The sequence below is a fragment of the Actinoallomurus spadix genome (assembly GCF_024055725.1).
Lineage (GTDB): Bacteria > Actinomycetota > Actinomycetes > Streptosporangiales > Streptosporangiaceae > Actinoallomurus > Actinoallomurus spadix.
In genome coordinates, this window is record NZ_JAMXMX010000009.1 from 46,179 (window position 1) to 60,378 (window position 14,200).

A 14,200-nucleotide genomic window follows, 5' to 3' on the forward strand; every position below is an offset into this window, starting at 1 on the left:
GAGTCAGTCGGCCGACGGCACGTTGTGCCAGGTCGGGTCGGTAGCTGAGGTCGGCCGACGCCGGCCGCCGATCTGCCGCGCGTGTTCGGCCAGCTTCTGCTCGGTTCCGGAGTAGCCCGCCGCTGTCTTCTGCAGAAGCTGTATGACGGCGGCGTACTGCAGGATGAGGTCGTGGGCCACCGCGGTGATGTGCTCGTGCGCTGCCTGGGTAGTACCGGCGAGCGCCTGGCCTGCGTCCCAGTTGCCGAGTTCAGCGGCGGTGAGGCGCCCGTGGGCCTGGAGTTTGTTGATCGCACCGGTGGCGGCGAAGTTCTCCAGCGCATTCTCGAGGATGGCGGCGGCATGGCCGATCTTCGATGGCTCCCACTTGACGTCCGGAGCGCCGCCGCCGACCCATAGCTTGGGGTACTGCGCTCCGCGCTGCGTGCCCCCTTCGTTCAGTGGCGGCATGCGGCCGTCCCCCTTCTTGACCTGTGCACCCCCGTGCCCTGCAAGGGTTGTCAAGGTACTGAATGACACGCTGTCATGTCGAGAGCGATAAGGCCGAAATGCGGCTATCTATCCCGGCTGATGACGCGAAGCCGCAGATGATCGGCCGATGGCCTCATACGGCCGGACCTCGACCTCTATTTCGGACTCTCTGTTTAGGTGTTTCGGTCAGCGGACGTAGCCGTCTAGGGCGTCGTTGTCGATGTTGAGGGTGTAGCCGCCGTGGGTTTCGCGGTGGTCGCCTCGGTACTGCTTTATGCGGCGGTGTCCCGGCCACCAATCGCGTGACATGTACCGGTCTTTCCAGGGGTCGGACTTCTTGTCCCAATGGGCGAACCAGACGGCGGAGGGCTTCTTGATGCCTTTCGCCGCGGCCAGGTCGCGGATGGCGGACGCGACACTGCTGTAGACGCCCGGCACGTAACCGAGGCGGCGTAGTTTCCGGGTCCACGCGTCGAGGAAGTCGAGTACCGCCTCCCGGCATTCGGGGTCGTGCCGGCTGTACGCCTCCATGTCGTAGTAGATCGGCGTGAGCCGGCGCAGTCCGAGGAGGCGGGCGCGCTCGGCGGCGTCCTCGGCCGAGGCACGGGCGTCGTCGACGGCGCTGTCCGGGGTGAAGTTGACGCGGTGCGGGCCGCACGGCGCCTGCGGGCCGACGTACGTCGGGATCAGCCGCCAGCCCATGCCCCGTACGGCGGCGATCCAGTCATGGGACAGTCTGCCGTCCGGGCAGGCGCGGGACACGCCGCCGATGTAGACGTTGGCGGCGACGAAGTCCTTGCGCCATGCCTTCATGGCGTCGAGGGACGGCGCGCGGCAGGTGTCGAACCCGTCGCCCCGCACCCAGCGGCGGGGGCGGGCGGCTCCGGTGTGACGCTCGGCCGCGCCGTCGGGTGTGGGCTCCTCCAGGGTGATGCGGTTCAGGACGCGTTCCAGGTCGCGGACGTCCGAGCCGTACGAGCCGGTGATGAACGCGCCGGCCTGCGGGACGGCGATCAGGATCTCGTGGGCGGCGGGGTCGTGGACCCGCAGGCCCGGCAGCCGTCCGCCGCCGCCTGCCCCGTCACGCGCGAGGAGTCCGGTCACCAGGGCGTTCGTCTGGGCGGCGAGCGGTTCGACGTGGATCGCGGTCGTACGGCCGACGGCGTGCGCGGGGCAGTCCTGGTTCTCTCCGGCGGACCCGAGGTAGACGGCGTGCCGGTCGAAGCGGAGGCACTCCGTGGAACGGGGGCCGAGGTGGTGGACCTCCCATCCGGCGGGCGCCGGGATGCGGAGTCCCTGGTAGTGAACGTCGGTGTCCGCCTGGGCGGGCGGCGGGCCCGGGATCAGCGTTGCGAGGATTCCGGCGAGCAGCATGGCACGGCGCATGGCGTCCCCCCACGATCGTCGTCGGTACGACGATGAGCGGCGTGGGGGCGAGGCGGGGTGGGGCGCGCGGAGGGCTGAGCAGGTCTTCGACGTCGGGAGGCCCGCTCTTTACTCCTCGGGGTCGACGAGCTCGTACGCTCCGGGCTCGTCGACGGCGAGCGCCGAAAGCGGGATGAGGGCGAGCCGTACGTCGTAGGCGCCCAGCGCCCGGCGGTAGTAGCCCGCGCCGTCCCAGTAGGTCACCATCGCCCACAGGTCCGGTTCGTCGACGGACCGGGCGAGGCCGCCGGAACGGTGGCCGGGGCTGCCGGCGAGGGAGCGGAGCACCTCGTGCGCCGTCTTGACGAACGTCTCGGTCTCGGTCTCGGGGACGCGGTATCGGGTGATGGCCAGCACCCGTCCATCATGCCGGTAGGCGAGGCGATCGCCCCGCGCGGGACTCCGATGCGGGACGATGGGAGCGTGGCTTCGAAACTTCGGCAGCGCAGCGCCGTCTTCTTCGTGTATCTCCACCAGCTTCCCCGCTGGGTTCCGCTGGTCGTCCTGCCGGCGCTGCTGATCGCGGGGCTGGCGGTGCCGGGCGCGGCCGGTGGCGTGCTGCTGGCGGTGCTGGCCTTCCTGCTGTGGTTCGCGTTCCTGGCGGCGCCGGCGCGGAGTGTGTCCCATCGCCTGGTGAGGATCGTGGTTCGCGCGGTCATCCTGGCGATGGCGGTCGGGAAGCTGATCAGCTGACCGACGATCCGGACATGGGCGATTTTGACAATCATTTTCATATTCATCCATACTCAGAGCGTGCGATACCGACGACTCCTGCCCTTCGTGCTCGGCGCCTCGCTGCTGGCGACCGCCTGCGGAGCGCGGACCGGCGGCCACGGTGACCCGAAGATCGTCGCGGCCTTCTATCCGCTGGCGTGGCTGGCCGCGCAGGTCGCCGGGCCCGACGGCTCCGTGCAGAACCTCACCCGGCCCGGTGCCGAACCACACGACCTCGAACTGACCCCGCGCCAGGTGATCGACGTGGGCGAATCGAAGCTGGCCTTCTACATCAAGGGCGTGCAGCCGGCCGTCGACAAGGCCGTCCGCGAGCACGCCGGGAAGCACTCCCTCGACGCCTCGTCGCTCGTCAGGACACTGCCCGCCCCGCAGGACGAGACCGGCCACGCCGCCGAGGACCCCCACGTGTGGCTGGATCCGACCCGGTTCGCGACCGTGGCCACCGCCCTGGGCGAGCGCCTCGCCGCCCTCGACCCCGCGCACGCCGCGGGGTACCGCTCACGCGCCGCGCAGGTCGTCACGAGACTGACCGCCCTGGACGGGGAGTTCCGTACGGGCCTGCGCGACTGTGCCCGCGAGGAGATCGTCACCGGCCACTCGGCGTTCGGTTACCTGGCCGAGCGGTACGGGCTGACGCAGGTCGGCGTGACCGGGCTGGACCCCGAGGCCGAGCCCTCCCCCGGCCGCCTGGCGAACCTCATCGACCTCGTCCGGCGGACGCACGCCACGACCGTCTTCACCGAGACGCTCGCCAGCCCGAAGACCGCCGCGACGCTCGCGAACGAGACCGGGGCGCGCACCGAGGTGCTGGACCCGGTCGAGGGCGTGCAACGCGGCTCGTCCGACGACTACTTCTCGATCATGCGCCGTGACCTGGCGACGCTGCGACCCGCTCTAGGATGCCGATGACCGTTCCGTTCCGCATGACAGGCGGCGAGGTGCGGCTGGACCGCCGCCCGGTCCTCCGCGGCGTCGACCTGACCGTCGAGCCGGGCGAGGTGCTCGCCGTGATGGGGCCGAACGGCTCCGGCAAGTCCACCCTGATCCGCTCCCTGCTTGGCCTGATCCCGCTGTCCGCCGGGCGCGTGGAGCTGTACGGCGTGCCGCCGTCCCGGTTCAGGGACTGGAAGCGCGTCGGATACGTCCCGCAGCGGCTGTCGGTCGGCGGCGGCGTGCCCGCCACCGTACGCGAGGTCGTGTCGTCGGGGCGGATCGCCCGGCAGTCGCGGTTCCGCCCGTTCTCGGCCGCCGACCGGCGCGCCGTGGACCGGGCCCTGGAGGCCGTCGGCATGGTCCACCGGGCGCGCGACTCCGCCCAGGAGCTGTCCGGCGGCCAGCAGCAGCGCGTGCTCATCGCCCGTGCCCTCGCCGGCGAACCGGACGTCTTCGTCATGGACGAGCCGACGGCGGGCGTCGACGCGGCCAGCCAGGAGACCCTCGCCCGTACGCTCCGCGACCAGGTCGCCGAGGGCCGTACGGTCGTACTGGTCGCCCACGAGCTCGGGCCGATGGAGCCGCTCATCACCCGTTCCGTGGTCCTGGAGAACGGCCTCATCACCCACGAGGGCGCTCCCCCGAGGCCGAGGGGCGAGTGCGCCCGGCCCGGCCACGATCACGTTCACCCGCACGCCCCGGCCGAGGAGCCACACCTGCTGTCATGATCGAACTCCTGTCGTACGACTTCCTGCGCCGGGCCCTGATCGCGGCCGTCCTCGTGGGCGTCGCGGCCCCGGCGGTCGGCACGTTCATCGTCCAGCGGCGGCTGGCCCTGCTCGGCGACGGCATCGGGCACATCGCGCTCACCGGCGTGGGGCTGGGCCTGCTCACCCGCAGCTCGCCCACGATCCTCGCGCTCGTGGTGTCCGCGCTGGGCGCCGTCGCGATCGAGCTGCTGCGGGTCCGGACCCGTACGGGCGGCGACGTCGCCCTGGCCCTACTGTTCTACGGCGGGCTCGCCGGCGGTGTGCTGTTCGCCAACCTCTCCGGCGGCAGCGCGAACCTCGGCAGCTACCTGTTCGGCTCGATCAGCAGCGTCGGCACCGGCGACCTGTACATCGTGGCCGGCCTGGCCGTCGCGGTCATCGCGATCCTGGCGCTGTTCGGCCGGGAGCTGTTCGTCCTGTGCCAGGACGAGGAGGTGGCGCGCGCGAGCGGCCTGCCGGTGCGCTTCCTGTCCCTGCTCATCGCGATCACCGCGGCGCTCACCGTGGTCGTCGCGATGCGCGCGGTCGGCCTGCTGCTGGTCAGCGCGCTCATGGTGGTGCCGGTCGCGGCCGCGCAGCAGCTCACCCGCGGGTTCAGGGCGACGATCGGGCTGGCCGTCATCGTCGGAGTGGTGTCCTCGGTGGGCGGCCTGTGGGTCTCCGTCGACGCCGACTTCGCCCCCGGCCCGACCATCGTCCTGCTGGCGATGGCCGTCTTCCTGGCCGCCGTCGGAACGGGGAGACTGGTGCGCATGCGGCGAACGGATGTGACGTGAGCGGGCGACGGGAGGACGTGCGCCGGGCACTCTCGGGCTGTGAGAGTTTCCGCAGCGCCCAGGACATCTACGCCGACCTGCGGGCCGCCGGCTCCCGGATCGGCCTGACCACCGTCTACCGCGCCCTGCAGTCGCTCAGCGAGACCGGCGAGGTCGACGTGCTGCGCACCGACGAGGGCGAGGCGATCTACCGCGCCTGCCGGACCGACGAGCACCACCACCACCTGGTCTGCCGTGTCTGCGGCCGTACGGTCGAGGTCGAGGGCCCGGCGGTGGAAAAGTGGGCCGCGGCGGTCGGCGCCGAGCACGGCTTTCGTGACGTCACCCACACGGTCGAGGTCTTCGGCACCTGTTCCGAGCACTGACCCGCGACTCCGACGCCCGCCCCGCACGCGGTCAGGACCGGTCGGCGACGTCGGCGACCGCCTCGCGGACGAGGCGGCGCAGCCCCGCTCGGCGAGCCGGGCGTCGATCGGGCCCTATGCCGGCCCATCGGACGACTCCTTGACCCTCACCTCCGCCTCGGGCGTGCGTCCTGTCCGGTTCCCGCCGGCCGACCTGGCGGGTGCCGGGTCGCCGCCGCGAGCGTGAGGACCTCGCGGGCCGAGCGCACGACGTAGGCGGGGTGGCGGAAGACGTCCTCCCAGGAGAAGCGCAACAGCCGCCAGCCCGCCAGTGTGCAGGCGTTGCCCAGGGTGCGGTCCCGAAGGTAGGCCCTACGGTCGCGGTGGTAGGCGAAACCGTCCGCCTCGACGATCACCCGCAGCTCCGGCCAGGCGAAGTCGACCCTCGCGAGATGACGCCCGCTCACCGCGCGCATCTCGTACTGGGTTCGCGGGGGCCTCATCTCGTGCTCGATCAGCAGCATCCGCAGCGCGGACTCCAGGACCGACCCTGATCTCGGGTCGCAGCAGTCGATCACATGCCGTAGCCGTCCGGCACCGCGCCCGCGCGTCTCGCGTGCCGTCTCCCGCAGGTCTGCGAACGCGACGAAGCCCTACCGCACCGCGGAGTCGGCGAGGACCACCGCCTCGGCCGGCGTCAACGCGCGGGCGCAGGCCAGGACCGTACGGAGCGGGGTGGTCACGGGCAGGCCGTCGACTCGCGCCACCTCGTGCGGAGCCAGGTCGGCGCGGTGGATCACGCATCCGGGGTGGGCGACACGGGCGCGGTTCCGCTCCACCGTGAGGTGCCGGTCCGGGCGATGCGCCAGTTCGATGCCATGCAAGGTGGCGGCCGCGTCGTGGGAGACGACGCCACCGGTCGCCAGCACCGCCAGCCTGGTCAGCCCCACCCCGCCCGACGTCCCGAGGCAGTACACCTTCTGCTGGAGACGGAGGATCCGCCGATCTGCGAGAGCCCGCGTCAGCGCGGACTTCGAGACCCCGGCCGCCAGCATCGTACGGCGATGCGCGACACCACCGTTCGCGGCGAGATAGTCGACGGGGTCCACAAGGGACCAGGATCGTCTGCGCCGACCTTGATCGTGCGGTTTCTGGGGCCCGCCGGGTGGTCAGGGGCCCGTTCGCACACAAACGCCGCGCTGCTCGGTCGTTGACGCAGGTCGCGTCACGGCGGAACCGACTTCGTGTGCGAACGGGTTCAGAGACCGGGGCGGGTCCGCGCGAGCCCGACCGATCGGCGACCGCGCCTTTGGAGCGGCCTCTCTGCGAGGGGCCGCTTCTCCGCCGGCCCGGAGCCGTCAGCGGCCAAGGCTTGGCCGCCCGGCACCGTTCAGCGGACGGGGGTGGGTTCCTCGTCGTCGGCACCGATCTCGGCCTCGGTGACCTCGTTCGGCTGCGCACCGCCGAACCGGCGGTCGCGCCGGGCATACTGCTCACACGCCTGCCAGAAGTGGCGCCGGTCGAAGTCCGGCCACAGGACGTCCTGGTACACGAACTCGGCGTACGCCGACTGCCACACCAGGAAGTTCGAGCTGCGCTGCTCACCGGACGGGCGCAGGAAGAGGTCGACCTCGGGGATGTCCGGCTGATAGAGGTACCGCGCGAAGACCTTCTCGTTGACCTTCTCCGGGCGGAGGCGGCCGGCCTGCACGTCACGGGCGATGGCCGCGGCCGCGTCGGCGATCTCGGCCCGGCCACCGTAGTTGACGCAGAACTGCAGGGTCAGCACCTTGTTGTTCTTGGTCATCCGCTCGGCGTCCTCGAGCTCCTTGATGACGCTGCGCCACAGCTTCGGCCGGCGACCGGCCCAGCGCACGCGGACGCCCATGGCGTTCAGCTGGTCACGGCGGCGGCGGATCACGTCGCGGTTGAAGCCCATGAGGAACCGCACCTCCTCGGGAGACCGCCGCCAGTTCTCCGTGGAGAACGCGTACGCCGACAGGTACGGCACGCCGAGCTCGATCGCCCCCATGATCACGTCGAAGAGGGAGTACTCCCCCATCTTGTGCCCCTCGGTGCGCGGCAGGCCGCGCTCCTTGGCCCACCGCCCGTTGCCGTCCATGACGACGGCGACATGCCGGGGAACGAGATCCTTGGGAATCGCGGGCGGCCGTGCGCCGCTCTTGTGCGGGTCCGGCGGCTGTACGCCCCTCATCGTCCGGTGTTCTCCTCACTCATGGTCATTGTTCAGCGTCATGCCGTGGAACGACGCCGCCCGCTCCGGCGCCTCGCGCCCGAACCCCGCGGCCTCGCGCTCGAACTCAACGGTCGCACTCGGCTCCTCACTCACTCCGCGGCCGACCTCGTCCCTCGGCCGGCCACTCCGCTCGCTCGGCGCCTCGCGCTCCACGTGCTTGAGGGAGCGGATCCCGTGTTCCAGGTGCCACTGGAGGTAGGCGGCGACGAGGCCGCTGCACTCCAGCCGGTGCCTCGGCTCGCTGCTGTCCGCGCGTGCCCAGTCGCCGCGCAGCAGAGCGATCATCAGGCCGACCGTCGCCTCGGCGGGACTGGCGGACCCGGGGGGACGGCAGGATCCGCACACCATCCCGCCGGCGGCGATCGCGAACGCCCGTCCGGTGCGCTCGCCGCAGCGCGCGCACTCCTCCAGCGACGGCGCGTATCCCGCGATGGCCAGCGAACGCAGGAAGTAGGCGTCGAGAACGAGGCGGGGATCGTGCCCGCCCTCCACGAGGGTGCGCAGCCCGCCGATGACCAGCAGGAACTGCCGCAGCGCCGGTTCCTTCTCGATCGGGGTGAGCTTCTCGGCGGTCTCCAGCATCGCCGTGCCGGCCGTGTAGCGCGGGTAGTCGAAGACGAGGCGCTCACCGTACGGGCGCAGCGTCTCGGCCTGCGTGATCAGGTCGAGGGAGCGGCGCTCGTACAGCTGCAGGTCCACGTGCGTGAAGGGCTCCAGCCGGGCACCGAACCGCGACTTGGTCTTGCGGATGCCCTTGGCGGCGGCGCGTACCCGTCCGCTGCGGCGGGTAAGGATCGTCACGATGCGGTCCGCCTCGCCCAGCTTCTGGGTGCGGAGGACGACGCCTTCGTCACGATAGAGACTCACCGGTCCATTGTCCCGCAGACGCCGGGTGGAACCGGCAGGAACCCGCCACGGTCCAAGGTTCGTTGACTTGACGATCTGATCATCAGGCTCGTACGAGCCGCCGTCTCAGGAGACAACGTGACCTGCTTCTTCGACGCTTCGCACGGCCCGGCCACCCAGGACATCACCTGGACGCCGCAGTGGGGGGCGCCGCGTCCCGTACGCTGCTGTGCGGCGTGCGCGCAACGCTGGATGGAGTACCTCCAGGCGCAGAGCGGCTACCCGCAGCCGGGTTACCAGCACGGATATCCGCAACCGGGCTACCAGCAGGGTTACCCGCAGCAAGGCTATCCGCAGCAGGGCTACGGCTACCCGGTGGACTACGACCACGACCGCCATCACCACGGACGGCAGTACGGTCTCGGCACCGTCGCCGCCGCGGGCGCGGCGGGGTTCGTCGGCGGCATGGTCGTCAACGAGCTGCTCGACGACGATGACCACGAGCACGTCGAGGTCGTGGAGCATGTCGAGGTCGTCGAGCACGTCGTCCACGAGGACGTGGTGGACTACGACGGTGAATACGGGGGCGAGTGGTGACGAAGCGCCGCTAGTTGCGCAGCGGAATCGGCCTTTGACGGTCCGTGACCGGATGCGGCCCGGGTAAAGCGTGGTGGGGGCGGCACTCGCGTGGGAGCGTGGCTCCATGAAATGCGCGATCGTCCCCCCACACGTCCTGGACCACATCGCCGAGAACCATCGCGACGAGCGGCTGCGCGAGTCCGCTCAGCGGACCCTGGCCATCGACGGCGGCCGGCGGAGCGCGCGCGTGGCCGCGCAGCTGATCGCCTCCGCCGAGCCGACGGGCGGTTCCGGGGCTCCGAAGCGGACGGTCCACGACGCCGGGCACCGCGAGCGGTTGCCCGGCAGGACGGTCCGCGCCGAGGGCGCCCCGGCGACCGGCGACCGGGCCGCGGACGAGATCTACGACTGGCTGGGCGTCACGTTCGACTTCTACCGCAGCGCCTACGGCCGTGACTCGATCGACGGCGCCGGGCTGCCGCTCGTCGCGACCGTGCACTATTCCGTCGACTACGACAACGCCTTCTGGGACGGCTCCCAGATGGTCTACGGCGACGGCGACCGGCAGGTCTTCACGACCTTCACGGGACCGCTGGACGTCACGGGGCACGAGCTCACCCATGGGGTCACGCAGTACTCCGGCGGGCTGGACTACACGGGGCAGAGCGGGGCCCTCAACGAGTCGCTGTCGGACGTGTTCGGCTCGCTGGTGAAGCAGTACCACCTCGGTCAGACCGCCGACCAGGCCGACTGGCTGATCGGCCAGGGCATGTTCGCCGCCGGGGTGCGGGGCGTCGCGCTGCGCTCGATGAAGGCGCCCGGCACCGCGTACGACGACCCGAATCTCGGCAGGGATCCGCAGCCCGACCACATGACCCGCTTCGTGCGCACGGCGCGCGACAACGGCGGAGTCCACATCAACTCGGGGATCCCCAACCGCGCGTTCTACCTCGCCGCGACCGCGATCGGCGGTCACGCGTGGGAGAAGGCCGGGCGGATCTGGTACGAGACGCTCACCGGGGGCGGGCTGCCGAAGGACGCGGAGTTCGCGACGTTCGCCCGCATGACGGCGGAATGCGCGGGCAGGCTGTTCGGCGTGAAGAGCGCGGAGAGCGACGCGGTCCGCCGGGCGTGGGCGACCGTGGGAGTGGAGGCCGGGTGAAGGTGACCGTCACCCGCAGCGGAGGATTCGCCGGGATGGTCCGCCGCGCCGAGATCGACTCGGCGGACCATCCAGCGGTGGCCAGGCTCGTCGACGAGATCGACCTTGGTGATGTGCCGGAGCCCGCGCCGGCCCCCGACCGGTTCGTGTACGAGGTCGAGGTGGACGACCACTGCGTACCGGTCGCGGAGACGGATCTGTGCGGGCCGCTCCGGGACCTCGTCGACTATGTCCTGGCCCACGGCCGTTGACGAGCCCCTCGTGAGGGCTCACCCCGGCCGGACCGCTCGGCCCGCAGGATCGTGAGGGCCGAACGGCACGTCTTCTTCTGGAGGCGTCAGCGGCCCGCGCGATTGACGGCCGACAGCACCGCCTTGAGCGAGGCGGTCACCGTGTTGGCGTCGATGCCGACACCCCACAGCACCTCGTCGCCGACCTGGCACTCGACGTACGCCGCGGCCTTCGCGTCGCTACCGGCCGACAGGGCGTGCTCGGTGTAGTCCAGGACCCGCGCCCGGATGCCGACCGAGGCGAGCGCGTCGGTGAACGCGGAGATCGGGCCGTTGCCGATGCCCTCGATCTCGCGGATCTCCCCGTTGATCCGCAGGTCGACGTTGAGGACGTCCTTCTCGTCGACACGGGAGCTGGCCCGGTGGGCCAGGAGACCGACCCGCGGGCCGTTCGTCAGGAACTCCCCCTCGAAGATCTCCCACATCTGCTCGGGCGACACCTCGCCGCCCTCGCCGTCGGTGTGCTCCTGGACGACGCGGGAGAAGTCGATCTGCAGCTTGCGCGGCAGGTCGAGGGAGTGCTCGGTCTTCATGATGTAGGCCACGCCGCCCTTGCCGGACTGGCTGTTGACCCTGATGACCGCTTCGTAGGACCGGCCGACGTCCTTGGGGTCGATCGGGAGGTACGGCAGCGCCCAGCGGAACTCCTCCACCGGGACGCCGGCGGCCGCCGCGTCGCGCTCCAGGGCGTCGAAGCCCTTCTTGATGGCGTCCTGGTGGGAGCCGGAGAAGGAGGTGTACACGAGGTCGCCGGCGTACGGGTGACGCTCGTGGACGGGGATCTGGTTGCAGTACTCGACGGTACGGCGGATCTCGTCGATGTCGGAGAAGTCGATCTGCGGGTCGATGCCCTGGGAGAAGAGGTTCATGCCCAGCGTCACCAGGCAGACGTTGCCCGTACGCTCGCCGTTGCCGAACAGGCAGCCCTCGACCCGGTCCGCCCCGGCCAGCACCGCCAGCTCGGCGGCGGCCACGCCGGTGCCGCGGTCGTTGTGCGGGTGCACCGACAGCGCGATGTGCTCGCGGCGGGACAGGTTGCGGCTCATCCACTCGATCTGGTCGGCGTAGACGTTCGGCGTGGACCGCTCGATCGTGGACGGCAGGTTCAGGATGATCTCGCGGTCCGGGCCCGGCTCCCAGGTGTCCATGACCGCTTCGCAGACCTCGAGCGCGAACTCCAGCTCGGTGTCGATGAAGATCTCCGGGCTGTACTCGTAGCCGAAGTCGCAGTCGCCGAGGTACTTCTCGGCGTACTTCATGACGTGCTGGGTGCCCTGCACGGCCAGGGCCTTGCAGTCGTCCCGGTCGATGCCGAAGACCACGCGCCGGAACAGCGGCGCGGTGGCGTTGTACAGGTGGATCGTCGCGCGTGGCGCCCCGCTCAGCGCCTGGGCCGTGCGCTCGATCAGCTCCTCACGCGCCTGGGTGAGGACGGAGATCTGCACGTCGGCGGGGATGCGGTCCTCTTCGATCAGCTGACGGACGAAGTCGAAGTCGGTCTGGCTGGCGGAGGGGAAACCGACCTCGATCTCCTTGTAGCCCATGCGGACCAGCAGCTCGAACATGGCCAGCTTGCGCGCGGGGCTCATCGGGTCGATCAGCGCCTGGTTACCGTCGCGCAGGTCGGTGGACAGCCACCGCGGGGCCTTCGTGATCGTCTTGCTCGGCCAGGTGCGGTCCGGCAGGTCCACCGGCGTGAAGGGGGTGTACCGGCCGAAGGGCATGGGGCTGGGCTGTTGCTTGATACCAGGATTCATGAGAAAGGGGTGCTCCCGAGACAGGTGCCTGCGGCCGACGGTCACGCCGAAGCCCCGCGGCGAGGGAGCCGGCCTGTTACAGGCCCCCGCCGCGGCCGCTAAGGAGGAGCAGCTCGCGCAGCACGATGTACAAGCTAACAGATCGCATCCGAACCGTCCCAATCAGTCCCAGCTGCTGAGACGGCCGAGGGTGCCACGCCGTCGATCCGGAGGTCCACGGCGACGGATCCGCGGGCGGACGGCGGGGGCGCGAAACGGCCGGTCGCCCCTCTCTCAGGGTATGAGAACGGACAGGCAGGTGACGCAACCCTCCATCTTCTCGAACTCGCCGATGTCCACGACGGACACGTCGTAGCCCTCCTCCCGGAGCCGGTCGGCCGTACGGGGCGCGGACGCGGCGATGAGCACCTGCTCGTCCCCGAGGACCACCACATGCGCCCCGGACGGCTCCGGGGCCACCCGCAGGCCGGGCAGGACGGAGGTGTCCACCCGGTCGGGGTCGCCGATCAGCGTGCCGTCCGGCAGCGCCGTCATCGCCGTCTTCAGGTGCAGGCAGCCCCGCACCTGGACCGGCACGACGTGCCGGCCGCGGGCGCCGAAGAGCCGGGCCGCCAGGCAGATGGCGTCCTCGTTCGTCCGGCCGGACCGCCCGACGTAGACGGTCGTGCCCACCTGCAGCACGTCACCGCCGTCCAGCGTCGCCTCCCCGTCGATCCGGGCGACCTCGAGACCCAGTCCGGTGACCGCCCGCTCCACCGAGGCCACCTCCGCGCGGCGCTCCGGGGCTCCCGGCCGGGCGAGGACGGCCAGGCCGTCGCAGACGACCACGGTGTCCTCGACGAAGACGGCGTCCGGAAGGTCGTCGGCCGCCGGGAGCTCGTGCACCCGCCAGCCCGCCGACCGCAGGGCCGCGACGTACGCCTCGTGCTGCCGCGCCGCGAGCCCGGCGTCCACCGGGCTGCGGTCGATGTGGGTCACGAGCCCCTCGGCCAGGCGCGGGCTCGGCCGCCGCACCAGGGCGACACGCTTCTCGGATTCCACGGACGGCTCCTGCCATGTCACGGTGCCCCGGGTGTCAGAGGCACCTTCTCGTCACTGCGCTCGCGCGGCCGCGGTCCCCGGACGCGACCTGACGATCGCGGCGGCCGGGCCGTGCTCACTCCCGCGCCGCCGCCTCGGTGGTCGCGATCACGCCGAACGCGTGCGCCGGCGTGAGGCCCAGCCGGCTCGCGACCAGGCGGAGCGCCTGGCGCTCGACGTCGCTGAGCGCCCCGTCGGCCAGGGCGATCCGGACCGCCTGCGCCAGGAACCACTCCCTGGCCTCGGTGGTGAGCTGTGCCCCCGCGGCGGCGATCACCTCTTCCGCGTCCGGAACCCGCTCGTCGACCGCCGCCTGGAGCGCGTCCTCGTCGAAGTCGGCCGCGCCGTAGCCGCGGACCGCCTCCACCGCCCGGCTCCGCGCGCCCGCGTCACCGGAGTCACCGGCGGCCAGGACGAGCACCGCGGCGGCGCGCATCGCCAGCGGAAGGGTCGCCTCCATCTCCCGCGCGGTCGGCAGGCGAAGCGCGCCGAGACCGAAGCGGTTCCGGCAGGTGGCGCACTCGACCACCTCACCGGCCTTGGTCAACGGGATCACCGGCAGGAAGAACAGCGTGAACCACCGGCGGGCCACCCGATGCCGATAGCGCCGGTCACCCCCGCAGTGCGGACAGTGAAAGTCACCGTGGCCCACCGTCCGGAAGAAAACGGCGAACCCGAAGATCAGCAACACGGGCGGCCTCCTCCTGTATCAACCTGATATCGGAGAATATCCAGCCCGTCGTCCCGTCCGGCAGAGCGACCGGGGCTGCACTTC

17 protein-coding genes and 1 pseudogene are annotated in these 14,200 nt (G+C 71.2%); 8 read left to right on the plus strand and 10 right to left on the minus strand.

All coding sequences use genetic code 11. The features are described from left to right. Positions 1-3: 3 nt before the first annotated feature. The 3 genes from NE235_RS15305 to NE235_RS15315 form a co-directional block, all read right to left on the minus strand. Entirely contained in the window at positions 4-450 is a 447-nt protein-coding gene (locus NE235_RS15305; RefSeq protein ID WP_252803235.1) for a hypothetical protein, read from the minus strand. Positions 451-657: 207 nt separating this feature from the next. Then, positions 658-1,857, minus strand: a complete 1,200-nt coding sequence (locus tag NE235_RS15310) for a DUF1906 domain-containing protein (RefSeq protein ID WP_252803239.1) — start codon at positions 1,855-1,857, stop codon at positions 658-660. Positions 1,858-1,965: 108 nt separating this feature from the next. Further along, positions 1,966-2,253, minus strand: a complete 288-nt coding sequence (locus tag NE235_RS15315; protein ID WP_252803241.1) for an antibiotic biosynthesis monooxygenase family protein — start codon at positions 2,251-2,253, stop codon at positions 1,966-1,968. Between the two features lie 48 nt (positions 2,254-2,301). On the opposite strand from NE235_RS15315, the gene NE235_RS15320 reads away from it, so the two are divergent. Genes NE235_RS15320 through NE235_RS15340 form a run of 5 tightly spaced genes read left to right on the plus strand, consistent with a single transcriptional unit; the run spans position 2,302 to position 5,475 of the window. Next, complete coding sequence (locus NE235_RS15320) at positions 2,302-2,589, plus strand: DUF6703 family protein (RefSeq protein WP_308206090.1); 288 nt, start codon at positions 2,302-2,304, stop codon at positions 2,587-2,589. A gap of 60 nt (positions 2,590-2,649) precedes the next feature. Next, a complete protein-coding gene (locus NE235_RS15325) occupies positions 2,650-3,540 on the plus strand; it encodes a metal ABC transporter substrate-binding protein (RefSeq protein ID WP_252803253.1) in 891 nt (296 codons plus the stop codon). Beyond that, on the plus strand, positions 3,537-4,292 hold the full coding sequence (locus NE235_RS15330) for a metal ABC transporter ATP-binding protein (RefSeq protein ID WP_252803255.1): 756 nt from the start codon (positions 3,537-3,539) through the stop codon (positions 4,290-4,292). Before NE235_RS15325 ends, NE235_RS15330 begins: the two co-directional genes overlap by 4 nt. Further along, positions 4,289-5,110 carry a metal ABC transporter permease gene (locus NE235_RS15335; RefSeq protein WP_252803257.1) on the plus strand — a complete coding sequence of 274 codons (822 nt, stop codon included), beginning with the start codon at positions 4,289-4,291 and terminating at the stop codon, positions 5,108-5,110. Before NE235_RS15330 ends, NE235_RS15335 begins: the two co-directional genes overlap by 4 nt. Further along, positions 5,107-5,475 (plus strand): Fur family transcriptional regulator, encoded by a 369-nt coding sequence (locus NE235_RS15340; protein WP_252803259.1) that lies wholly within the window; start codon positions 5,107-5,109, stop codon positions 5,473-5,475. Before NE235_RS15335 ends, NE235_RS15340 begins: the two co-directional genes overlap by 4 nt. A gap of 146 nt (positions 5,476-5,621) precedes the next feature. Here NE235_RS15340 and NE235_RS15345 read toward each other — a convergent pair whose 3' ends face one another. The 4 genes and pseudogenes from NE235_RS15345 to recO form a co-directional block, all read right to left on the minus strand. Then, a complete protein-coding gene (locus NE235_RS15345; RefSeq protein WP_252803261.1) occupies positions 5,622-6,032 on the minus strand; it encodes an endonuclease domain-containing protein in 411 nt (136 codons plus the stop codon). 75 nt (positions 6,033-6,107) lie between these two features. After that, positions 6,108-6,563 (minus strand): hypothetical protein, encoded by a 456-nt coding sequence (locus NE235_RS15350; RefSeq protein WP_252803263.1) that lies wholly within the window; start codon positions 6,561-6,563, stop codon positions 6,108-6,110. 281 nt (positions 6,564-6,844) lie between these two features. Then, positions 6,845-7,669 (minus strand): isoprenyl transferase, encoded by an 825-nt coding sequence (locus tag NE235_RS15355; protein WP_252803265.1) that lies wholly within the window; start codon positions 7,667-7,669, stop codon positions 6,845-6,847. 186 nt (positions 7,670-7,855) lie between these two features. Next, positions 7,856-8,578, minus strand: a pseudogene (recO, locus tag NE235_RS15360) (DNA repair protein RecO); the annotation flags it as partial. 117 nt (positions 8,579-8,695) lie between these two features. On the opposite strand from recO, the gene NE235_RS15365 reads away from it, so the two are divergent. The 3 genes from NE235_RS15365 to NE235_RS15375 all read left to right on the plus strand — a co-directional run bounded on the left by NE235_RS15365 (position 8,696) and on the right by NE235_RS15375 (position 10,549). Continuing rightward, on the plus strand, positions 8,696-9,154 hold the full coding sequence (locus NE235_RS15365; protein ID WP_252803267.1) for a hypothetical protein: 459 nt from the start codon (positions 8,696-8,698) through the stop codon (positions 9,152-9,154). Positions 9,155-9,260: 106 nt separating this feature from the next. Next, positions 9,261-10,298, plus strand: coding sequence for a M4 family metallopeptidase (locus NE235_RS15370; protein WP_252803270.1), 1,038 nt, complete (start codon positions 9,261-9,263; stop codon positions 10,296-10,298). Further along, positions 10,295-10,549, plus strand: a complete 255-nt coding sequence (locus NE235_RS15375) for a protealysin inhibitor emfourin (RefSeq protein WP_252803271.1) — start codon at positions 10,295-10,297, stop codon at positions 10,547-10,549. Before NE235_RS15370 ends, NE235_RS15375 begins: the two co-directional genes overlap by 4 nt. Positions 10,550-10,635: 86 nt before the next feature. On the opposite strand, the gene leuA is transcribed toward NE235_RS15375, so the two are convergent. The 3 genes from leuA to NE235_RS15390 all read right to left on the minus strand — a co-directional run bounded on the left by leuA (position 10,636) and on the right by NE235_RS15390 (position 14,116). Further along, complete coding sequence (leuA, locus tag NE235_RS15380) at positions 10,636-12,345, minus strand: 2-isopropylmalate synthase (RefSeq protein ID WP_252803273.1); 1,710 nt, start codon at positions 12,343-12,345, stop codon at positions 10,636-10,638. A gap of 273 nt (positions 12,346-12,618) precedes the next feature. Further along, positions 12,619-13,386: a dimethylargininase gene (gene ddaH / locus NE235_RS15385; protein WP_252803275.1), complete on the minus strand. Its 768-nt coding sequence runs from the start codon at positions 13,384-13,386 to the stop codon at positions 12,619-12,621. A gap of 115 nt (positions 13,387-13,501) precedes the next feature. Then, a complete protein-coding gene (locus NE235_RS15390; RefSeq protein WP_252803277.1) occupies positions 13,502-14,116 on the minus strand; it encodes a zinc-ribbon domain-containing protein in 615 nt (204 codons plus the stop codon). Between the last annotated feature and the right edge of the window lie 84 nt (positions 14,117-14,200).